Consider the following 22,719-nt stretch of genomic DNA (forward strand, 5'->3'; position numbering starts at 1 on the left):
TGATTATTTAATAGACTTGGGTACTCCGGGATACCCCTGGATACATGCGACAGGATTCAACCTCGCGTATGAGTATTCATTCATAAACATCAATGGCTGCAGAACCCACTACTACATGGATTCATTTGATGCTTATGGATACAGCTTGTGCGTTTGAAATTCATTCGCATGGCCAGGGGAGCAGTCTTAAAGTGTAGTTCAACTACAAGGGGAGATAGCTCATGCCCATTAGATCCTTTCAAATCTATGGCTTTATTATCCAGGGTTATCCCGGAATATCCAAGTCGAAAGACTGATAAAAAGAAAGACTATAAAACTTACTATACGAGGGGTTATAAAATGGAGACACGACCGAAATTGAAAATTCCAAAGTCGACTCCCGAAAAACTCGCAAATATTGTCGGGTACAGCGTATTCATCGGTTCAGCAGTCTATGTAACTCTGACATTCGCATCACTGTCAGATAATATTCCAATGCAGTTCGGTCCCGGCGGTGAAGTGAACCGCTACGGCTCACCGTATGAGCTGCTCATTCTCGTTGCCATTCAGCTTTTCCTCATCATATTCATGGAAATACTTGAGAGGATTCCTCATGTGCACAATTATCCTGCACGCATCAACGAAGAGAATATCGAAGCTTTTTATTTGAACAGCAGGCAGATAGTGAATTTCTCAAAAAATGGTGTAATGCTCATATTTGCATTCGTTTTCATCGAAATCATCGGCTATGGTCTTACCGGCGAAACATCATTCGGAATCTACCTGCTGCCTCTCATTCTCGTCATTTCGCTCGCTCCGGTTGTCTGGGGACTGAACGAGCGCAGAAAGATAAGATGAATATTCCGGGACAAATAAAATACCCCTGAAGCAGGATTGGTATCCAACTTCAGGGGTGCATTTTATTGTCAATGACCTTCATGTGCGCCCTGTTCTTCATGCTGTTCTGTCTCATGTTCTCCTCCGCCGTGATCATGTGTAAAACCGAATGACATGGTGAAAAGTGATCCGGACACAACGATTGCTGCGACGACTGCTGCGTGGAACATCATATTCCAGGGTGCATCTCCCGCCCCTTTTTCTACGATGTGCATGAACATGAACAGCTGGATCAGCGCCTGTATGACAGCAAGGACCATGATGGAGATGATGATCCACATGACAGGCAGATCAGACGACAGTGCAGTCCAGGCGGCAAGGAAAGTCAAAGCGATCGACAATACAAAACCGATGATATGATTCCAGGGATACTTATGTTTTTTCTCACTCATTCAGACCACCATCCCTATCAGGTAAACACCTGTGAATATGAATATCCAAATGACATCCAGGAAGTGCCAGTACAAACCGACGATGAACACTTTTCTCGCAGTAAAAGCAGTCAATCCGTGCTGGAACAGCTGGATGATGATGCCGATCATCCACCCGATTCCGACCATTACGTGAATACCGTGTGTACCGGCAAGGATATAGAATGCGGACCAGTAGGCACTCGACTGTAGGGTCACGCCTTCACTGACATAGTGTATGAATTCATAGATTTCAAAGCCGATGAATGTCATACCGAGCAGGAGCGTGATGCCGAGCAGAATCTGTGTCCCTTTCAGCGAGCCCTGCCTCATAAAATGAATCGCGAGCCCGCATGTAAAACTGCTGGTGAGGAGCAGTACTGTCATGACCAGTACGATGCCGGGCTGGAACAGCTCTGCGGGCTCCATCGCATCAGCTGTTCGGCTGAATAAAACGGCATAAGTTGCGAACAATGTCGCAAACAGTGAAATTTCAGCTGCGAGGAATATCCAGAAACCGATGATCGAATTCTGCCCCTCATCCGTGCTGTATTCCAAAGGAACATTATTATGAACATTTTCACTCATTGTCATGCCCCCTTAACGAATTTTCAATTTTTGAAATTTCATCCACTCCGATATGATATCCTCCGTCATAATCGAATGAACGTACATACATCATCACAATGATGCCAATCAGACCGATTGATGCCAGTGTGATCCACTCGAATACAAGGAAGAAGGAAGCAAAGAACATGATTGCCGTCATGATGAAAGGCTGACCTGTGTAATTTGGCATATGAATGCTCTCAAGCTTGTCCTCATCGAATGTAGTTTCCCCGTCTTCCTTCATGTCGATCAGTGCATCGTGGCTTTTAACGTCGGGAAGTGTCGCAAAGTTATACTTCGGAACCGGGGTCGGTGTCGCCCATTCAAGCGTACGGCCGACTCCCCATACATCGCCGGGAAGATCTCTTGTACTTTTGAAATAGCTGTACACGATACAATATACGAAGACCGCAAACCCTGCGCCCATGACGAATGCACCGGCTGTAGAGATGAAATTCAATGTAAACCATTCAGGCCCGATTGTGAACAGTCTTCTCGCCATGCCGTCCAGTCCCAGGAAGTACTGAGGGAAGAATGTCACATGGAAACCGATGAGAAACAGCCAAAAGGCCCAGATATTCAATTTCCTGTTGAGCTGGAAACCGAACATTTTCGGGAACCAGTAGATCAGTCCGGCGAAACAGGCGAATATCGTACCCGGTATCAACACGTAGTGGAAGTGGGATACAAGGAAATACGAATTGTGGAACTGATAATCTGCTGCTGCCATGCCGAGCATGACACCTGTCACACCACCGATGGTGAAGCTTGGTATGAAAGCAAGTGACCACATCATCGGCGTGCCGAATATAATTTTGGACTTATAGATTGTCGCCAGCCAGTTGAATATTTTGACCCCGGTCGGTATCGCGATAGCCATCGTCGTTATCGAGAATATCGAATTGACAAATGCCCCGGCGCCCATCGTAAAGAAATGGTGTACCCATACGACGAAACTGAGACCGGCAATGAGGATGATCGCCCAGACCATCGTCTTATAACCAAAAAGCTGCTTTTGTGCAAAGGCTGATATGATTTCGGAAAATATGCCGAATGCAGGAAGTATCACAATATATACTTCGGGGTGCCCCCACATCCAGAAAAGATTTGCCCACATCATCGGAAGTCCTTCCCCTGTCAAGGTGAAGATGTGTGATCCGAATATCCTGTCGATTGTCATCAGTGCAAGCGCAACGGTCAATATCGGAAACGCAAATATGATGATGAATGATGTGATCAATGTAGACCACGTGAATATCGGCATTTTGAATAATGACATCCCCGGCGCACGCATCCTTAAAATGGTCACCATCAGATTGATTCCCGTTGCCAATGTACCGATACCAGACAACTGCAGACCAAGGAGGTAATAGTTGATCCCCGGCCCCGGACTCAGTTCTGAGCCTGCAAGCGGCGCATAGTTCGTCCAGCCCGCATCCGGCGCACCGCCGATGACGAACGATATGTTAAATAACATCGCACCGAAAAATGTTGACCAGAAACTGAGCGCGTTGACGAAAGGAAAAGCGAAGTCACGTGCTCCGATCTGCAATGGCACGACATAGTTCATCAAACCGATGAGAAAAGGCATCGCGACGAATAAAATCATTATCGTGCCGTGCGTGGTGAACACTTCGCTGTAGTGCTGTGAATTCAAAAAGTTCATATCCGGAAACGCGAGCTGCAGCCGCATCATCATTGCATCCACCCCGGCCCTGAACATCATGGCAAGGGATAACAGTATATACATGACACCGATTTTCTTATGATCCACGGTAGTCAGCCACTCTGCCCAAAGCCATTTCCATTTTTTGAAATAGGTCAGTACAAACAATATCGTGCCGGACACAAGGACGATTGCAGCCATACCTATATAAATCAACGGTTCACCGGTAACAAAAAACTCATCCAATTGCATAACAATGCCTTCTTTCATTACTCTGGAATTTCATTGGGGTTCCATCCAGGTGTATTATATAAATCCAATTGTTCATCATATTTATCTCCGTGACGCTCTACAGAATAATCCCTGTCTTCATTCGAACCGTGATCCGCATAATCCAGATGTGTCGAAGAAAATGTCATCTGATCGACGAGGCCAGGTGCAAGCAGTTCATCATACCTTTCCTGGGTCAGTTCAGGTTCATTTTCACTGACGTTGTCCACCCACTGATTGTACTCATCGTCAGATACGGCATTGACATGGAATGTCTGGGCTGCGAACCCTTCGCCGGTGAAGTTGGCATTCCTGCCGAGATACGTCCCCTCTTCATCCGCCTGCAAAAACAACGTGTTTTCCATTCCTGCCATGGCATACTTCTGACCACCGAGCTGCGGTATCCATAATGAGGACATCGACTCTGCAGAGGCCAGCCTGAATTCAATCCCGCGATCTGTCGGTATGTACAGATGATTGACAGTTTCTATATCCTCTTCCGGATAGCTGAAAAACCATTTCCAATCTGCGCTGGTGGCATACACTACCAGCGGTTCTTCACCCTGTGAAGAGACTGGCGGTTCTTCCAGCTGGAAGATCAGCCGCACTGTCGGTATGGACAAAGCAATCACGATCAGAACAGGAACCGCAACCCATATGGCTTCTATAATGTAATTCCCGTGCATTTCAGGCTTATAATCACTTTCCTTCCTGTTTTTGCGGTTCGCACGGTACTTGATGACAAACACTGTGAAAATGCTGTATACGACCAATATGATTGCGCCGACAAAAAACAATGAGTACACAATCAGATTCCTTTGGCTTTCCGCAACCGGGCCGGCAGGATCAAAAACATCGATATTACAGCCTGACAGCAATGCCACCATCATGACGACACCTGACAGGCGCATCATATAATGACCTTTCTGGCTCTTCATACGGCTCACCTCCAAAATAAATCAGTTATTAAGACTACTATGATTTCATATTCAAATTCCATATACAATATAGTTCCTTTTTTGGCGGAGGGCAAACATTTTTTCGTACTTAACTGCCCGTCATATAGGGTAATAAGTTTATTTTTACACATTTGAAGCAATAATTTTTCAGAATTTTACATGCTGTTAATAATATGTAATCAAAAGAACATCGTAAATATTTCAAGATGAAACAAGTTAATATGAAAATATAAGTACAAAGTAATTTTGTCATCATGGCCTTACTGCCTCTGATATATCATTTCTTAACCTGTAAAAACGTATTTATTTGAATTGTTCATCAATGGGAGTGACGAATATACGGCAGATAAGTTAAATTTATATGACATTGAAAATCATAAAAAATAAGGCACAGCCCGCCCCCGGGGTTGTGCCTTCAAAATCAATTTATACTTTTTCAACTACAATGGTATCATTTACGATTTTCGCAGTGACTTTATCGATATGATCTTCTTCCAGAATGAGATCGGTCAGCTGGTCTTCGATTTTATCCTGGATGACACGTCTCAGTGGTCTTGCGCCAAAGCGTTTGTCATATCCCATCTTGACCAGTTTCTTTTTCGCTGCGTTTGTTACTGTCATTTCAATATCATTTTCTTTGAGCATTTCATTCAGTTCTTCAAGCATCAGGTCAATGATCACAAGCAGATTGTCTTCTGAAAGCTCATTGAAGTTGATGATCGCATCGAATCTGTTCAGGAATTCCGGTTTGAAGAAGTCGCTCAAGTTTTCCAATGTGGAAACTGCGTCGCTTTCATCCATTCCGAACCCGACACTGTTGTTGTTGACGCCTGTACCTGCGTTGCTTGTCATGATGATGACCGTTTCCTTGAAGCTGACGGTTCTGCCGTGTGAGTCTGTCAGATGACCGTCTTCCATGATCTGCAGGAACATGTTCTGCACATCAGGGTGCGCTTTTTCTATTTCATCCAAGAGGACGATGTTGTAAGGATTGTGTCTGACAGTTTCAGTCAGCTGTCCTGCATCGTCATGGCCGACATATCCCGGCGGTGAACCGATGATCTTGGACACGCTATGACTTTCCATATACTCACTCATGTCGAGTCTTATCAGTGAATCACGTGTACCGAACAATTCTTCGGCCAGTGCTTTAGTCAGCTCTGTCTTACCGACACCGGTCGGACCGACAAAGAGGAATGAACCGATTGGACGGTATTTTGATTTAAGTCCGGCTCTCGATCTGCGGACGGCTTTTGCGACCTTTTCGACCGCTTCTTCCTGTCCGATGACTTTGGCGCTGAGATTACTTTCTATCTCACGCATTTTCTCCTGTTCATCTTTTTGAAGTTTCGTTACCGGGATGCCCGTTTTCTCCTCAACAATCAGCTCGACGTCGGATACATCCACATCAATGACCTGTTCACCGTCTTCCGACTGTGATTTCTCAAGCTGTTTTTCAAGCTGCATTTCCTGGTATCTGAGGTTTGCCGCTTTTTCGTAATCCTCTTTTTCTGCTGCCGCTTTCTTGTCCGTCCTGATTTTCTCAAGCTGTGTTTCAATCGAATCCGAATCCTTTTCAGCATTTGAGAGATTCAGTCTTGAACCGACGACATCCATCAGGTCGATCGCCTTATCCGGCAGGAATCTGTCCTGGATATAACGGTGTGAAAGATTGACGAATGATTGAATCACTTCATCAGAGTATTTTACTTCGTGGAATCTTTCATATCTGTCTTTAATGCCGTTTAAGATCTGCACTGATTCTTCAAGCGTCGGTTCTTTAACCGTAATCGGCTGCAGACGGCGTTCCAGTGCTGCGTCTTTTTCAATCTGACGGTACTCTTTCAGTGTCGTTGCACCGATCAGCTGCATTTCACCGCGTGCAAGCGCCGGTTTTAAGATGTTGCCTGCATCCATTTGTGAACTTTCCGCAGTACCCGCACCAACAATCAGGTGAATTTCATCGATGAATACAATCACATCTTCACGCTGCTTAAGCTCTTCAATCAGCTGTTTCATACGCTCTTCGAATTGACCTCTGATGCCTGTATTGGCAACGAGTGAAGCCACATCCAAAATATACACTTCTTTATCCATCAATTTAGTCGGAATATCACCTTCGACGATTTTAACTGCCAGTCCTTCGGCAATTGCCGTCTTACCGACACCCGGCTCACCGATGAGCACCGGATTGTTTTTATTACGTCTGTTCAGTGTTTCTATCACTTGTTTGACTTCCTGATCACGGCCGATAACCGGATCTATTTGATTCCCGCGTGCTTTATCTGTTAAGTTCGTACCAAGCTCATCAAGCAGACCATCCTGTTCCGGTTCTTTCGTCTGAGTTCTGGCACCTGCTTTTTGTCCGCCGGCTGCCTGGTTGAAGTTATTGAATTCTTCTCCGCCGAATCCATTTCCGCCGAAGAAGTTATTCGGATTCATTGATTGTGATTTTACTTCCTGGAAGCATGCATTACATAAATGTACTTGCATTTTCTGGTTGTTTATATTCATTGCTAAATTAACATTTGCATCATTTATACCACAATTTTGACATTTCATGATTAAATGCCTCCTTTATTTAATTTATAAATAGTCATTCGTTTGACTTTGACTATCTTTGACTATAATTATATTATAATGACCTTTAACCAGAAAATCAACAGTGATGCTCATACAAATAAAAGACCCCACCAACGCCGTTGGCAAGGCCTTTTGAGACAGTTTTAACCTGCCGGTTCATCATCTAATTGTTCAAAATCCATCACTTTAAATCCCTTTGTCGTATTGAAAATCTCGTACTCGACAGTCGCTTTGCGCACACCGTTTGATGTTGCATGGGAATATTCACGCGAGGCAGTAACATAGTAGACAGAATCCCGCTCCTCGATATCCAGCACCTCTATATTATGGTTTTCATGATCTCTGAAGCTGCCGCTCTCTTTATTATTGATAATTATTCCACCGTTCTCGGACGATGGCTCCGTATAATCAAACACCTCTTCATTCTCATCATTAAAATAATCCTCGAGACTCGACAAATATCCTTCCATCATCGCAGTAAGTGTCTCTTCCGTGTATTCATCCACCCCGCCGAGCGATTCATTATACGCTTCTACATCAATCGGCTTTTCATTTTTCGTCATGACATCCGCCATCAGCTCGCCATTTTCATCTTCATGCATCCAGAACACACCGGCAAGCGCCATCTCTTCACCTTGATCCAGCACATACTCCATAAAGTGATATCCGCTCACCGGGCCCTCTTCCGGCTCATGGGCATCCACATCCGGCTCACCGAGCGCCGCCACCACTTCATCATACGAAACGCCCGCATAATACATCACATTTTCAACGACCACTTCATCCGGACTCACATCCGTCGTCGCCAGCTCATCTTCGCCGTACGGCCCCGGCACCGAGTACACGACACCTAAATTATCGTATATCGTCACCGTTCTTCCATGTCCAGGGTAAATAAAGTCATATTGCCCGTGAAGGTCTTCGACTTCAGTCTGCGTCATGCCTTCAGTGATCGCCTCCTGCTCAAATGACAGGCCGTCTTCCGGATAATTCGGTGCCATCAGACGTTTTTGTGTATCAGCGTTGTTAATATCGAATTCAGTTGCTGCCGCTTCCGACTCATCAGCGTTTCCCGGACTTTCCTCCACTGTCTCCTCTTCAGATTCAGCTTCTTCCGGCTGTTCCTCTACAGAACTGTCGCTGCCATCCTCGGTGTCTTCATTCTCCGCTTCTTCTGAGGCACCCTCTTCTGTTGATGATTCTTCTGAGGTTTCCTGTTCGCCCGATTCCTCTTCTGAATTTCCATTGTCACTGTCGGTCTCTGCACTTTCTTCCGGTGATGTACTTTCCTCTGTTTCCGCCGCTTCTTCATTTTCAACCGGCGTATCAGAGTCCTCTCCGTTTCCACAGGCTGCAGTAATCATTAATGCGCCCATCATCAGCATTAAAATTCTCAGCATCGTTCCACTCCTTTGTTTTCGTCTTTTATTCATTGTATAATAGATTAGATATTCAAGAAAATCTTTAAGGAGACTGTTATGTCGTTCAAATTGACCAGAAAAACCAGCTGGTTCGGCAGTGCGACCGGTATGGAAGTACATATCAACGGTGAAGAAGCCGAAGAGATCTACAGACTGGAAGAAAAGACTTACGAATTACCCAAAGAGCCATCCACATTGAAAGTCACCCAGTCGGGGATGACAAGCAATGAGCTGCAAGTCTACCATAATGACAATATTAAATTGACAAAGAGTAAGAAATACAGCAGAATCTTCACCACTTTCTTCGTACTGCTTATGTCAGTCATATTCTTTGTGAATGATTTCCTGACCTCCGCCGCCATCATCGTCTTTTTGAGTATTGCGGTATTTTATTACTTATCGAAAATTGATGCATTTGAACTCGAACTCGTGATGGATAAAAAAGAGGATGAATGACTGCAGAATGGCAGAGCCCGGATATCAAAAGATACCCGGGCTTTTATTTTAATATCCCACCAGTGTCACATACAAAAAGGCGATTACCGCCATCACGCTGAAGCAGATGATGTAGTACTTTTTCGGATTCTTTTCATTCTCATCAGGCAGCCTCTGAAGTAAAGTCCCGATGGCTCCGCCGCCGACAAGCGCAAGCAGCACAGAGCCGATCATTCTTGGAAATGTATAGAATGTGATGACTTCCATGATCAAGTATAAAAAGACGAACAATGCGACACCCAGGAGACTGGCAATGACATATTTCTTAGTATTCGGATTAGGCATTATTTCCTCCTGTTTTGATTCTTATGATATTTTTTATTGATGAAATCCACTTTGAACACCTGATTGAATAAGATTCTGATGACGATGACGCCGCCGATGATCGTTACAGGTATGACCCAGACCGGCTGGGCATAAAACCATTCGGACATGACAGTCGTAATCAGCAGATATGAGACAATCACCCATATCAATCCCAATACCATCGAAGTGATATTTAATCTTTCCATATTAAAATTCCTTTCGGTTATTCTTCAGCAAGATCGATGAACTGCTGAATCAGTTCATAATTTAACATTGGATTACTCGCCTGGTTCGTCGTCCCGGTAATATATAAATCCAGTTCTTGGTTGTAAAAGGCGAAGCTGCCGTTTATACCTGCGTGACCGGTGAGCGGATACATATCGAACACAGGCACTTCAGCCGATACATCGAAATGCATGAATCCGTTGCCGTACTGATGAAAATAAAATTGAATGTCCTCCAAAGTATCTGTATTTATAAACGATTCATCGAACATCCCGCCGTTGAAAAATGACTTCAGAAATACCATCAGGTCACTGGATGTGCTGATGAGGCCGCCGCTCGCACGCATGTTTTCCAAAATCGGTGTAATATCCCGCTCCTCACCGTTCACGGTTACCGTAGGAACTTCACTGTCCGCTTCTGCAAGGTATGTGTTTTCTAGCTCAAGCGGCCCAAATATATACCGTTCATATTGGGATTCCAAAGTATTTTCAGATACCCGCTCAATGATTTCCCCCAATATATCGTAATTGATATCAGCATAATATGCACTTTCACCGTTTATGAATCTCGCCCCCTGCTCTTTGGCGCTTTCCAATTTCGATGAAAAAGTGAATGACTCGCCGTCATCGATCGATTCCTCGACAAGCGTGAGTCCTTCCGCTTCATTTTCTATATAGGCCGGGAGCCCTGTCGTCTGGCTGACGAGCTGGCGGATGGTGATGGCATTACTGTATTCCACACCTTCATATGTGTGCAGGCCGGAATATTCCTCCTCCGTCAGATACATGTCTATCGTATCATCCATCGTCAGTAGTCCGTCTTCAACCATCTGGAATATGACACTTGCAGTGAACATCTTCGTCACACTCGCAATGCTGAACGCCTCGTCCGCCTCCAGATTGCCGGCAGCAGAATGAATGACTTCATCACCCTGTTCGATATGGAATACCGCGCCGTACAGATTTTCATTATCTATCCGTTCAAAAAGCAGATTTTCCATCTGTTCGTCCTTATCCAGTGATTCAAGTGCTATGTAGTCCGAAACTTCCTGATGAGCTGAAAAACCGATGATTAAAGCGCTGATTAAAATATTCAATTGACCCATCAAAAAATTCAATCGCTACACCTCTTACTTTTTCTTTCTCATTGAGACTGCCTGCTCAATCACACTGGTAATCTGTTTTCCCAGAAAATACGCGACACCGAGAGCCACGAGCAGCAGTATACCTAAAATAACGGCATTCGGACGTTCAGCAAAAATCGTATCGATCAGCGCATTGCCGACAAAATAAAAAATCACGGCAAATACACTGAACAGTCCCAGATGCGTCAACTCTCTATGAAATTCCTTCATTGTGATCATCCTTATATTTTACTCTTACCTTCATTATAAAGGAATGTCCGGGGTTCATCATTAAAATCCCGGACATTTATGTTTTTCATTTTTATGGCAGCTGGTGTCTCAGAAAGAACTATTTCCGGCTAGGACTGGCTGTATGCCTGGACCAGATCTGCGTAATGTATGTATGCATAAGTCGGGAAATCTACACTCACCGTGAAATAAAGATCACCGTTGCTGTAGATGATATCATCACCGAGCCCGTAGACATAGACCGCCAAAGTGTTGTCCCCGGCATCGACCGGAATCAGCGTCTGTGTAATCGTTGCCTCATTAATTTTCATCTCACCTATGGTAAATACCTGGGGATCATGGGTCTCCCGGAGATCGGTCAACGTGTTGATGCCCTCAAGTTCTTCCGACTTCGTCGCCTCATTCAGAGCCACCTCATGAAAGCCAGGCGCGATGGATGAATGGATCAGATGATCTTCACTGTTAAAAAAATAGGTCACATCTGCCATTATGAACGGTTCACCATTGTCATGGGCGAGTTCATCATCCGGAAAATGATAGATGATGAGCGTGTCTCCGTTCTCCAGCTCAAGAGAATCCGGCTCGATATCCATATCTGACATCATCTCTTCAATTTCCTCGCGGGACGATCCTTCACTTTCCGGATTGGCAACATCCTTCAATTCATATTCCCCGGTCATCTTCTGGTACTTCTCCCAGACACCCTGCCCGATTTCATTGGTGAAAGTATCTTCCTTGACCATGTCAAAGCCAGGCTTATCCTCGCTGGCTGCAGCTGCATCAAAGTCCTCTTCTTCGATTGACTCATCTGCGAGTTCATCCGAACTGGAATCAGAACCGACGTCGGCGGATGCAGCATCCTCCGGCGACTCTTCATCTGAAGCAGAGTCATCCCCTTCTCCGGTTCCAGCCGGTTCTTTCCATGAACCGCCTTCTCCTTCATCAGGCACTGTTTCTTCAGAAGGTCCTTCGACATTATCTTCCGGAGGATGCCACTTTTCACTATCCTCTTCTTCATCTGCAGCTGATTCGTTTTCTTCTTCTACAGCTGTTTCGTCTTCTTCATTACCTTCTTCCTGTACACCATTATCACCACAGGCTGCGAGCAGCAATATACCCAGTGGCAGCATAAATTTCTTCAGCATCGACGCCTCCCCCATCAGAAAATATATTTTATGTAACTTACCACTATTATACATATCCAGATGATAAATATGTAAAAAATCCCAAATTAAATAAAAAGATTATTGTGAATAAATGACTATGAAAATACAATGATTCGGGAACGATTAAGTCAGACCGAATAAGGTTATATGCCCGGATTTCTTCTCAGAAAACGATTAAGTCACGAGTAATTATCGATATGATCGGATTCCAAGGACGAATCCGATTAAGTTGCCCAAGTATCAGCATATGCTCGGATTTCTTCTCAGAATCCGAGCAAGTCATTTAGATACCACCATATGCTCGGATTCCTGAGCCTCTTTAGATCAAAAAAACTGCCGTAATCCGCTATGATTCCCGGCAGCTTCACGCTCTTTATTCTGTTGCGCCGACATAGTCTGCAAGTCTGTATAAGTTGAGTATCAATGCACGCTCGTGCTCGGTCTGGTCGACCCCGTCGGGGACATTTCTGCAGACGACGTTCACTTCTGTCTCATTCCCCTGATCGATCAATGTCCACTCCTGCTCCATGACCGCTTTGTACTGCTCGTCTTCGGTATCAAAGTCGATGTCGAAGACGACTCTGTTATACGGATTCAGCACTTTGAATGTTCCTGTGAAACGATCTGTGTTACCTGCCGTTTTCCCGGTTGCTTCTTCATCGTCATAAAATAGATTGACCACGAATGTGCCGCCTTCCGTCGGATCAAACGATTCGATTTCACTCGTCATATCATTCGGTGTAAACCAGCTTTTGAACGCCTCTTCTTTTAAGAATGCCTGGTATAATGTCTCCTGCGGTGCACTGATCATCAAGTTTGCTTCATCAATTCTTTCAGTCATTTTCAAGCCTCCCAGCTTATTATAGATCTACTCTTTCTCTACCCTATTTCAGCCATCCTTTATCAATCGCTTTCGAAATGGCTTCAATTCTGTTTTTGGCATCCAGTTTATCGAGTACGATTGAAACGTAGTTCCTTACCGTACCATTGGACAGGTTGAGTTTTTCGGCAATCTTTTTCGTCGGTTCACCGTCCGCCAGATGCTGGACGATCTCCTGCTCCCTTTTCGTCAGCGGATTATCAAGCTCAAAGGCGACTTCTATCAGTTCCGGCGAGTAGATTCTTTTCCCCTTCATGATCTGGCGGATGGACTGGGCGAGGGCTTCGCTTGGACTGTCTTTTAAAAGATAGCCGCTCACGTTCGCTTTTTTTGCCCTTTCAAAATATCCCGGCCGTAAAAAGGTTGTCAGGATGATCACTTTGCAGTCATGATCCATTAGATGTTCAGCCGCTTCCAATCCGGTCATCACCGGCATCTCTATATCCATCAGACATATATCAGGGTTCAGCTCTTCAACCAGTTTCAATGCCTCTTCACCGTCGGCCGCCTTACCCGCCACCTCGATATCATCTTCCATATCAAGCAGTGAACCTAAAGCGCCAAGCAGCATGTTCTGGTCTTCAGCCAGTACCACTTTAATCATTTCAACCCTCCTCAATCTCTTTCAACACTTTCGGCACTGCGATGTTTATTTCAAAGCCGTCATATGCATTGACCGCCTGGAACTCGCCGTTGATGAAGGACAGACGTTCCTTCATGCCGGCCAGACCATTTCCATAAATAAAGGTCATGTCCTCTGTTTTTCCATCATCGCTCACTTTGAGCATGATGTCGCTCTTTGTTTCCGTTAAATCTATGCTGCAGTTGACAGCTTTCGAATGCTTGATCACATTGTTCACAGATTCCCTGAGACACATGCTTAAAATATTATCGATCAGTACAGGCGTGTCCTTGACATCCACATTCATATTGATTTCACTGTTGATGTCTGACATGTTCAAAATATTTTCGACCATCTGCAGTTCCTCCTCCAGACTGACATGCTTCATATTGCTGATCATTTCACGCACTTCTTTTAAAGCATGCCTTGAAGTATTTTGAATGTCCGCCAGTTCTTTTCTCGCCTTGTCCGGATCTTTATCAATAAGCTTCGATGCGAGCTCGCTCTTCAGGCCGACCATCGATAATTTCTGCCCCAGTGTATCATGCAGATCTCGCGCAATTCTGTGGCGTTCATTGACGATTGCAAGCTCCTCGATTCTCTGATGCGCAATTTTGAGTTCGCCTTCCAGCGCTTCGGTCTGAATCCGGTTCCGTTTGCCGATTGGAATCAGGATGACACCGAGCACCGTCATGATCATGAACGGCAGATGATTCAGAAACAATGTATAATTATCGATGAACCTAATCACCATCGCACCGATCGTCGTGACAAGATGTATGACATACATCGAGATGAACCCTGCTTTACTCCGGATGATGCCGACATAAAATGCGATGAATAAGGCAAAGTAGACATAGCCGAATAAAACAGTCATGACAATATTGATTGCGAATTCCAGGCTGAGGCCGATATAAATTCTCGGTCCCTTTTCATTATAAGTCAGCCAGAAAATCGCAAAAAACAGCAAAGTGGCGATTACACCGAAAGCGATCTCCAATGTGGACGTGGACCGGAATATGAAATAAAATGGCAGGATACAGAAAATGATCCATATGTACAAGCTGAGTCCCGTGTTTTTGGCGAAAATATGATACCATTCTCTTATTCTGAATGCCTTCCTTCATTGATTTGTTTAATTGTAACAGTTTGGGCGTGTAATAAACATCGATGTCCACTGCGGTCGTGCTCTCAGGTCAGTGTAACAGTCACTTATTCGATTTGAGCCCATCAAAAATTCATTACAAATCGGATTCACAGACGAAAACCGATTTGAACCGCATAAAACAGACACTCAAATCGAATTAACCAGCCCACTCCACCCCCACAGTCCTTTCAATTAAAATAGGACCACTGAAATCCTGAGATTTTCAGTGGTCCTGCCAATATTCATATCAGTGTGTGGTCGGTTGTGACACTTTGCCGTTTGCGAGCTGCCGCTTCATCTGTTTGAAAGAGATGAATACCTTGTTGTCTTCATCATACAATCTGAACTTGATAGACTCGAGACTTGTCTTCAACGTGATTGTCGTCGCTTTATGGAGCGGCGGCGTATTTGCATGCGCCTCTTCCAGATGATAGTTCGGCACTCTCGGCGCCAGGTGATGGACATGGTGGTAGCCGATGCTGCCGGTCATCCACTCGAGCCATTTTGGCAATTTGTAATAGGAACTGCCGTCGACTGCCGCTTTTACGAAATCCCATTCAGACTCGTTTTCAAAATAGGAATCTTCAAACTGATGCTGGACGTAGAACAGCCAGATGCCGGCCACGCCCGCGATATATCGATCGGCAGCTGGACCATCAATAATACGTGCCAGCCCAATATGAAGCCGATCAAAAGGTACGCGCTGATCAGAATCAGTGTAATCAGATGCGTGTTCCTGCGCTCTTTCTTCTTCGCCTCTTGACGGTTGAAACGGTTCGCATTCAGGAATAGGTGCAGAGGCCCGAGGCCGAACATGACGAACGGGTTTCTGTACAGACGGTACTGTAACCTTTTCCATTTGCCCGCTTCCTCGTACTCTTTGACCGTCATCACCCAGATGTCACCGATGCCGCGTTTATCGAGGTTTCCGCTTGTAGCGTGGTGCATTGCATGCTCGGTTTTCCATCTGTCATAGGCAAAATGCGTAATGACGCCTGTAAACGTACCGAAGAAATCATTGAGCTTTTTATTTTTGAAAAACGATCCATGAGCACAGTCATGGAAAATAATAAATGTACGGATCATAAAGCCTGCCGCCAAAATACTGAATGGCAGACTCAGCCAGAATGAAATGCTGAGTGCCTGGTATGCCAGAATCCATAACGCGAAAAATGGCAGTATGGTATTGAGCAGCTGGATGATGCTTGTTCTGGTCTCTGATTTCGCATATGGCATGACTGCTTTTCTGAGCTGTGCCTGTTTTTGTTTTGTCATTTGCTCCATCTCCCTGTAATCTGATCAAATATTATTATGGGTGATGGATTAAAGATCCGACAGATTGATTTGTCAGGACTTCCATATGACATTTGTCATGTTTCAGATTTTTACGGCCATTCCACAGGGAATCCGGCATCTTTCGCAAATGTTTCCACATCCGTCTCTTCAGGCTTGAATGATATTTCCTTATCCGTGTCAAGAAAATAAAGAGCATATTGAACGGTGGATGCGACACCGAGTTTCAATACATCTTCATCGATATCAAATTTCGAGTTATGGTGATCCGCGCCGGTGCCCTTGTCCTCGTTCTCGATGCCTAAAAATGCGAACACACCCGGCAAATACTTCTGATACAGTGCAAACGGCTCCGACGCCATCCATGCCGGGTAATTGTAAAGACACGTTTCACCGATTGAATCCTTGACGGCATCCGAGGCAATCTCTGCACAGTCCTCCTGATTATAGACGGATAAATTCATCGCTTTCGGCGGGATGATATATTCGTATGTACAGTCATGCAGTGCTGAGATTCTTTCCAGCTTATCTTTAAATTCCCGCTCAGCCTTCACACCCTGTCCATAATGGAGGAACCGGTACGTACCCTTGAAATTCAGGCTGTCCGGAATCACATTATGATTCGAACCGCCGTTCACACTGCCGATCGAGAACGTAATGGCTTTAAAAGGATCGAGTGTATTCATCCGGTTGGATTTCAGATGATTATAAAAATCGGTGAACACATCCACGGGCGTGTCTGTTAGATCCGGCCTCGCCCCGTGTCCCCCGTTGCCGTCGATTCTGACATCGAACATGAAAGCACCCGCCATCCTCGGTCCCGGGTCGACGGAAATCTTCCCTGATGGAATATCCGATTTCAGATGAATGCCCCATACGCCGTCCGCACCGATTTCCAAAATCCGCTTCAATATGCCGACGATACCCCGGCCGTCTTCCTCGCCCTGTTCAAAAGCGAGTATCACCCTTCCCTTCAGACGGTCTTTATTTTCAGAAAGGATTTTGGCTGCACCGAGCAGCATGGCGGTATGGCCGTCATGCCCGCACATATGCGCTGCACCGTCATATTTGGAGACGACCACCTTTTCGCCTTTAAGATTGTTTTTATTCTCAGTCATCGGCAGCGCGTCCATATCCCCTCTTAAAACCAGCGTTTTGCCGGGACGTGCGCCTTCTATAACAGACAGCACGCCGCCATTTTTAATCACCTCGGAAGAAAGTCCCATCTTCCAGAGCTCGGCAGTGATCTGTCCGATCGTCCGGTCCTCCTCGCCGCTCACTTCCGGATGTTCATGTAAATCCCTTCTGATACCAATAACGTAATCTTCTATATCCTCTGCAAGTTGCAAGCTTTTCATTTCAGGCAGTGACATGAAGACACCCCTTCCATTTTTGATTCACTTCAAAACTTCGAACTGACTGCTGATTCTTTCGTATACTCATCCAATTACTCCCGTTAATTCTGATTTTAGCAGTGACCGGTGATTTATCAATCAAATCGACCCATTCGGCCACAAGTAATTGTTATATGTACATGCCATATGGGTATGAGGTGAATAACAACAATACTAAATAATAAAATCAGGAGGTAGTTCAAATGAAATATGGCATATCCATCACTACGATCATCGTGATTATTTTTGTACTGATCATTTTATTCAGTAACTAAAAACCGCCCGGCCGCTTCAAAACGGCCAGACGGTTCTTTTTCTATCACTTTTTCGATTTTCCGATGCCTTTAAAAATCATTCCTATAATCAGGGCAATCAATAGGGTCCCGCCGCCAAAAATTATAAGTGCATTCATAAATTTTTGCACTTCCTTCCGTGATTCGTTATTAATAATGATTTACCTTTTAATCATTATTTTAAAACATTCCATCAAAAAAGAAGAGATGGTACTAAAACCGCCTCTTCTTAATTATGTGCTTTATCGACAACTTCCACTTTTACAGTCTTCATCATAGTCATGGCGCCTGCAAGTACGATGGCAGTCAGAACTGTAATGCCGTAAAATGCAGGTTCGACGCCGGGATTCATGCCGAGAAGGGATATCAGGCCGGGCCCGAGCAGAGCAGAGAATAATATTATCAGCCTCATATAAAAAATCCAATTCCTTTTAATGCTGACAACATCACCCGTTTTCACCCTGACTCGGTTTCCCGCTTCATATAGAAAATCGACGCTCATTTCAGCATCATCCGAATGGATCGGTATGACCGTCTGTTCCCCGCCTTTTACATTTGCCAGTTCCTCTTCATTCAGCTTCACACTGAGCGGCTGCCCGGATTCAAATAAATGATGCTTCCTTCTCACATGGACTCCATCAGATGTTTCATTTTCCATATGCCTCTCTTCATCCATTTTACCGGAATGTTCAATGTCGTATGTTTTTAACATCATACTTGCACCCAGTATAATGGCAAGAATCACAAGCATCGTCCAGACAAACGGTACAATGTCATACCCCAAAAGGAGAGGTATTAACGGTATCAGAACAGATAGGATCATCATGCTTGTTAAAATTCTGCTGGTTCTGTTAGTTTTCACGGTGATGACATCACCGTCTTCCACCGTCACCTTGTGACTTCTGTTATGCAGATAGGAAACACTCATTGCTGAAGTTTCTCCAGACGCTGTTATGACGGTCTCCTGCCCGTTTCTGACTGCGCCCGCTGATTCATCATTTAATTTTACAGTCAGAGGCAGCCATGAATCCCACATGCTGAGCGGCCGCTTCACTTTAAATTTCATCATTATCACACCCCTTGAAAAATATATAAATAAAACAGCCGGAAGCAGAGTGTAAATCACCCCGCCTGCCGGCTGTCATATAAAATAGTCAGATAAAATGTATCGATGTTATGCCTAAACAGACCAGGCTGATCGTCTACAACGGAATGCCTTTTTATAAATTTCTGTTTTCAATTCATTATCTATAATGTATTTTTACCTTATATTTTTAATTTTTAAACATTATTCAGCTGACGTTATGATTTAGATTTTCTTCCGGTTCCTGTGATTCATTTGTTATATCTTTTATCTGAAGCGGTTTGATTGATAAAATAAAAATGATATAAGCTGCGACAACAATTCCTGCAAACCAGTAATTCAATAAATCTGCGGACAATACTATAAATATAAAAATCAGCATAAACGGCATCAGATAAAATGAATAAGTAATCAAAGGCGAGTTGGAAACTTCTACAATATCCCCATGCTTAACCTGTTTCTCTACCGGTTTTGAAAGTGGTTGTTTGATTTTCAGATTACCTGTCTTTTCATCAAGTCTAATCTCTGCTGAACCATGTCCGTATATAGCCGTCCTTTTTTCATCATTCATAAACACTTCCAATTCCGTCCACTGACTCGTCAGCCGTTCTTTCTTCCTGATGACTTTTACCGACATGACTGAACCCCCTTTAATTTTTCAGTTTATTTTTTACTTACTTCATCGCTTTTACTGTTGCCTATGACTTCTATTTTATACGTTTTGATAATAAAATCGATGATAAATACGATACCTACCGCAATAATGAAGAAGATGAGGTATGGCCAGTACTCAATATTGATTGCCATCATGACACCCGGAGCAATCGCCAGAAATAATGCAACGAACTGTAAAATATAATGAATCGTCCGTCGGCTGATCATGACAATGTCTCCGTCCTTTACCGGCACGGCCTTCACTTTTTCAAATACAGGCAACAGGCTGATTTCAGCATTTTCATCCGGCAGTCCGATTATCTTTTCTTCACCTTTTTTAATCTCATCCACTTTCCGGCCGTTGATTTTAATGGCAGTCGGCGTAACTGAATCCAGTCTGCTGTATTTCCGCTTCACTTGAATGTTCATTACTGACTCCCCTCCCTGATAATATGCATATCAAAGCTTTGGTGCAGATATAAATCTTCCTTATATGGACGATACCCGTAAGCTGTATATTTACTCTTTTATAACATTTGTAATCCACTTCTTTTTTCTATATTGTAGAATAAAATTCCGGTGTAAAGAGGTAAAGACAATGACGTATGATAAGCACAGCATGTCAGCAAAACAATTTGTCATGATATCGGTCTCCAGCCCTTATAAAATCCTGAAATCCGATAAACATTTATCTTCAGGGCAGAATATCGCAATATGGCTGGTGCTCTACTTGCTTACTTTTCCACTGATGCTGACGGCCAATGCGCTTTTGCTGTCACTTTTCAGTACTGTCACTTCCAATCCTTACCTGGGACTTGGACTGGTCTCATCTATATTCAGCATGCTGTTTTATATTCTTTATATCCCTTTTTTCATACTGAACAGTTATATCATCTATAAATTCAGTGATAAGGCCAAACCGTTTGAAAAGATTTTCAGCGACAACAGCTCAATGCTGATCTTTCCATTTCTGCTGTATTCAGTCGGCGCGATGATGACCGCTTATATCATCGGCATCCTGTCTCTGATCGGCCTCCTTATCATGTGGGGGGCGATCATCACTTATATCGTCCGTTCAGTCTCCCAGCTGAAGCACTGTCAGGAAGCAGCCGGGACGCAGCCAGATACTCAAATCTACGCAGTGATATCAATTGCCCTTATGCTCGCACCGTCAATCATTGTGCTGATTCTCTCACCCGAGACTTTGACGATATATTATAAACCGGTTATCGATGTATTTTTTGGAGGCATTTAAGTTAAAATATTTGCAGGAATACTAATCAATCAAGGGGGGGTTTCATGATTAAACCACAAAGATTATATGAAGGCGATACTGTAGCCATCGTTTCACTTTCAAGCGGGCTTGCCGGCGAACCCGGGATCCGTTGGCGCGCAGAACAGGGCATCAGACACATCGAAGAAACTTTCAACGTGAAAGTCAAAGTGATGCCGAATGCACTGAAGGGCATTGATTATCTCTATGACCACCCCGAAAAACGGGCGGAAGATCTGAACAGCGCGCTGAAAGACCCTGAAGTCAAGGCGATCATATGCGCAATCGGCGGCAAGGAAAGCATCCGCCTTCTGCCTTATGTTGATTTTGACGCACTGACAAACAACCCTAAAATTTTCTCGGGCTATTCCGACACCACTTCCAATCATCTGATGTTCTACAATAACGGCATCTCGACGAGTTACGGCCCTGCGCTCCTTACAGACTTTGCAGAGAATATTGAAATGGATGATTATACGGTGGAATCGATCAGAAAGACATGGTTCAGCACAGAACCCATCGGTGACATAAAGCCTGCAGCGAAATTACGGAAGTACGGCCTGCAGTGGGATATTGAAAATAAAGAGAAAAGACGCCCTTTATTAGACAATGCCGGCTATGAAAGCATTAACGGTTCCGGTGCCGCCGAAGGCCATCTGATCGGCGGCTGCTTTGAAGTCATTGATAATATCAGAGGCACTGAATTATTCCCGGACTTGAATCAATTTGACGGTGGGATTTTATTTTTCGAGAATTCCGAGACCAATATTACGCCGGAAACACTTGAGGATAATTTAAGATCCCTGTCGATGATAGGAATATTCGACAGAGTGCACGGCATCATCATCGGTCGACCGGAATCAGGAATATACTATGAAGAATATAAGGAAGTGTGGCAGAAGATTCTAAAGGAAGCCGGCAGGGAAGACCTTCCGGTCCTGTACAATCTCAGCTTCGGCCACAACGAACCGAAGTTCATCCTGCCATACGGCCTGAAGGCAAAAGTGGATACCGAAAAACTGACTTTCGAGATTCTGGAAAGTGCAGTTACAGATTAAAAAAGAAAGTGACTGTTTAAGAGTCACTTTCTTTTCTATTTCTTCAAGCCTTCATTTCAAATCTCACTCTGCCCGTCATCGCACCTCCGCCATGTCGGGCCATAATCGTCTTAATTATTTTCTCTTTCCTGCCTGCTTAATCTTTCCTCATGAACATCTGAAGACTTCCTGTAGCTGATGACGCCGCCTTCGTACTCTTCTTCAACCGCTTCTCTCGCGAGTGCTTCCCTGCTCTTTTCGCGGGCAAACATATTTTCAATCACTTCGACTTTGAATGTGTTCGAATATTTTGCCGTCACCAGCACCGCCAGCAGCAGAGGAATAAATGCCCACAGTCCAAAGTTTTCATAAATAGGGAACATCACAGGCAGTATCAGAAACGACACCAGAAGTCCGTACATCAAATAATTGGCTGCCGTATGACGGATCAACACTACATCTCCATTTTTGACAGTCACCCTGTTGCTGAGATCGAACGCCTCATTGTAGTTGATCCGGAACAGCGCACCCTCTCTGTGAAGATCCACAGTCAGTTCTTCTTCATTATTGATGGAACCGAATTTTTCATCATCCAGCTTGAAATCGACCGATTTCCAAAAACCGAACACGCCCGTCTTTCTCAACACCTTTATATTCATTTTCTGTTTCATTTTCTCAACAACC

The 22,719-nt window shown here is 44.3% G+C and carries 23 protein-coding genes and 1 pseudogene; 4 read left to right on the forward strand and 20 right to left on the reverse strand.

The window, feature by feature from the left end:
* Nucleotides 1–339 precede the first annotated feature (339 nt).
* Nucleotides 340–837 carry a DUF1648 domain-containing protein gene (locus BLR15_RS10665; RefSeq protein WP_176754135.1) on the forward strand — a complete coding sequence of 166 codons (498 nt, stop codon included), beginning with the start codon at nt 340–342 and terminating at the stop codon, nt 835–837.
* A 68-nt stretch (nt 838–905) separates the two neighbouring features.
* Here the strand turns inward: BLR15_RS10665 and qoxD are convergent, their stop codons facing one another.
* From qoxD to BLR15_RS10695, 6 genes are all read right to left on the reverse strand, one after another.
* On the reverse strand, nt 906–1,268 hold the full coding sequence (gene qoxD / locus BLR15_RS10670; protein ID WP_092987329.1) for a cytochrome aa3 quinol oxidase subunit IV: 363 nt from the start codon (nt 1,266–1,268) through the stop codon (nt 906–908).
* The gene (qoxC, locus tag BLR15_RS10675) at nt 1,269–1,880 is read right to left on the reverse strand and encodes a cytochrome aa3 quinol oxidase subunit III (protein ID WP_092987330.1); all 612 of its coding nucleotides are present in this window, start codon (nt 1,878–1,880) and stop codon (nt 1,269–1,271) included. It abuts the gene before it with no gap.
* On the reverse strand, nt 1,867–3,813 hold the full coding sequence (gene qoxB, locus BLR15_RS10680; protein ID WP_092987380.1) for a cytochrome aa3 quinol oxidase subunit I: 1,947 nt from the start codon (nt 3,811–3,813) through the stop codon (nt 1,867–1,869). Before qoxB ends, qoxC begins: the two co-directional genes overlap by 14 nt.
* A 17-nt stretch (nt 3,814–3,830) precedes the next feature.
* Entirely contained in the window at nt 3,831–4,769 is a 939-nt protein-coding gene (qoxA, locus tag BLR15_RS10685) for a cytochrome aa3 quinol oxidase subunit II (protein ID WP_092987331.1), read from the reverse strand.
* Between the two features lie 447 nt (nt 4,770–5,216).
* The gene (locus BLR15_RS10690) at nt 5,217–7,352 is read right to left on the reverse strand and encodes an ATP-dependent Clp protease ATP-binding subunit (RefSeq protein ID WP_092987332.1); all 2,136 of its coding nucleotides are present in this window, start codon (nt 7,350–7,352) and stop codon (nt 5,217–5,219) included.
* A 164-nt stretch (nt 7,353–7,516) separates the two neighbouring features.
* Nucleotides 7,517–8,773, reverse strand: coding sequence for a hypothetical protein (locus BLR15_RS10695; RefSeq protein ID WP_092987333.1), 1,257 nt, complete (start codon nt 8,771–8,773; stop codon nt 7,517–7,519).
* Nucleotides 8,774–8,851: 78 nt separating this feature from the next.
* Here BLR15_RS10695 and BLR15_RS10700 point away from each other — a divergent pair, with 78 nt between their 5' ends.
* The gene (locus BLR15_RS10700; RefSeq protein WP_092987334.1) at nt 8,852–9,250 is read left to right on the forward strand and encodes a hypothetical protein; all 399 of its coding nucleotides are present in this window, start codon (nt 8,852–8,854) and stop codon (nt 9,248–9,250) included.
* A gap of 48 nt (nt 9,251–9,298) precedes the next feature.
* On the opposite strand, the gene BLR15_RS10705 is transcribed toward BLR15_RS10700, so the two are convergent.
* The 13 genes and pseudogenes from BLR15_RS10705 to BLR15_RS10765 form a co-directional block, all read right to left on the reverse strand.
* Nucleotides 9,299–9,574 (reverse strand): hypothetical protein, encoded by a 276-nt coding sequence (locus tag BLR15_RS10705; protein ID WP_092987335.1) that lies wholly within the window; start codon nt 9,572–9,574, stop codon nt 9,299–9,301.
* Nucleotides 9,574–9,801 carry a hypothetical protein gene (locus BLR15_RS10710; RefSeq protein ID WP_092987336.1) on the reverse strand — a complete coding sequence of 76 codons (228 nt, stop codon included), beginning with the start codon at nt 9,799–9,801 and terminating at the stop codon, nt 9,574–9,576. The genes BLR15_RS10705 and BLR15_RS10710 overlap by 1 nt, the downstream gene beginning before the upstream one ends.
* 17 nt (nt 9,802–9,818) lie before the next feature.
* Nucleotides 9,819–10,937 carry a serine hydrolase domain-containing protein gene (locus BLR15_RS10715; RefSeq protein WP_092987338.1) on the reverse strand — a complete coding sequence of 373 codons (1,119 nt, stop codon included), beginning with the start codon at nt 10,935–10,937 and terminating at the stop codon, nt 9,819–9,821.
* 12 nt (nt 10,938–10,949) lie between these two features.
* Nucleotides 10,950–11,174: a hypothetical protein gene (locus BLR15_RS10720; RefSeq protein WP_092987340.1), complete on the reverse strand. Its 225-nt coding sequence runs from the start codon at nt 11,172–11,174 to the stop codon at nt 10,950–10,952.
* Nucleotides 11,175–11,302: 128 nt separating this feature from the next.
* A complete protein-coding gene (locus BLR15_RS10725) occupies nt 11,303–12,337 on the reverse strand; it encodes an ICP22 family protein (protein ID WP_092987342.1) in 1,035 nt (344 codons plus the stop codon).
* A gap of 394 nt (nt 12,338–12,731) precedes the next feature.
* Nucleotides 12,732–13,199, reverse strand: coding sequence for an SRPBCC domain-containing protein (locus BLR15_RS10730; RefSeq protein WP_092987344.1), 468 nt, complete (start codon nt 13,197–13,199; stop codon nt 12,732–12,734).
* Between the two features lie 43 nt (nt 13,200–13,242).
* Nucleotides 13,243–13,842 carry a response regulator transcription factor gene (locus BLR15_RS10735; protein WP_092987346.1) on the reverse strand — a complete coding sequence of 200 codons (600 nt, stop codon included), beginning with the start codon at nt 13,840–13,842 and terminating at the stop codon, nt 13,243–13,245.
* Nucleotide 13,843: 1 nt separating this feature from the next.
* The gene (locus tag BLR15_RS10740) at nt 13,844–14,968 is read right to left on the reverse strand and encodes a sensor histidine kinase (protein ID WP_092987348.1); all 1,125 of its coding nucleotides are present in this window, start codon (nt 14,966–14,968) and stop codon (nt 13,844–13,846) included.
* 286 nt (nt 14,969–15,254) lie between these two features.
* Nucleotides 15,255–16,282, reverse strand: a pseudogene (locus BLR15_RS10745) (fatty acid desaturase).
* Between the two features lie 110 nt (nt 16,283–16,392).
* A complete protein-coding gene (locus BLR15_RS10750) occupies nt 16,393–17,658 on the reverse strand; it encodes an amidohydrolase (RefSeq protein ID WP_176754136.1) in 1,266 nt (421 codons plus the stop codon).
* A gap of 558 nt (nt 17,659–18,216) precedes the next feature.
* Nucleotides 18,217–19,056, reverse strand: coding sequence for a hypothetical protein (locus BLR15_RS10755; protein WP_092987352.1), 840 nt, complete (start codon nt 19,054–19,056; stop codon nt 18,217–18,219).
* 223 nt (nt 19,057–19,279) lie between these two features.
* A complete protein-coding gene (locus BLR15_RS10760) occupies nt 19,280–19,708 on the reverse strand; it encodes a hypothetical protein (protein WP_092987354.1) in 429 nt (142 codons plus the stop codon).
* A gap of 26 nt (nt 19,709–19,734) precedes the next feature.
* Complete coding sequence (locus BLR15_RS10765; protein WP_092987356.1) at nt 19,735–20,154, reverse strand: hypothetical protein; 420 nt, start codon at nt 20,152–20,154, stop codon at nt 19,735–19,737.
* Nucleotides 20,155–20,323: 169 nt separating this feature from the next.
* On the opposite strand from BLR15_RS10765, the gene BLR15_RS10770 reads away from it, so the two are divergent.
* Complete coding sequence (locus tag BLR15_RS10770; RefSeq protein WP_092987358.1) at nt 20,324–20,980, forward strand: hypothetical protein; 657 nt, start codon at nt 20,324–20,326, stop codon at nt 20,978–20,980.
* A gap of 44 nt (nt 20,981–21,024) precedes the next feature.
* Nucleotides 21,025–22,056 carry a S66 family peptidase gene (locus BLR15_RS10775; protein WP_092987360.1) on the forward strand — a complete coding sequence of 344 codons (1,032 nt, stop codon included), beginning with the start codon at nt 21,025–21,027 and terminating at the stop codon, nt 22,054–22,056.
* A gap of 110 nt (nt 22,057–22,166) precedes the next feature.
* Here BLR15_RS10775 and BLR15_RS10780 read toward each other — a convergent pair whose 3' ends face one another.
* Entirely contained in the window at nt 22,167–22,706 is a 540-nt protein-coding gene (locus BLR15_RS10780; RefSeq protein ID WP_092987362.1) for a hypothetical protein, read from the reverse strand.
* Between the last annotated feature and the right edge of the window lie 13 nt (nt 22,707–22,719).

The sequence above is a fragment of the Lacicoccus qingdaonensis genome, from assembly GCF_900101075.1.
Classification (GTDB): Bacteria; Bacillota; Bacilli; order Staphylococcales; family Salinicoccaceae; genus Lacicoccus; species Lacicoccus qingdaonensis.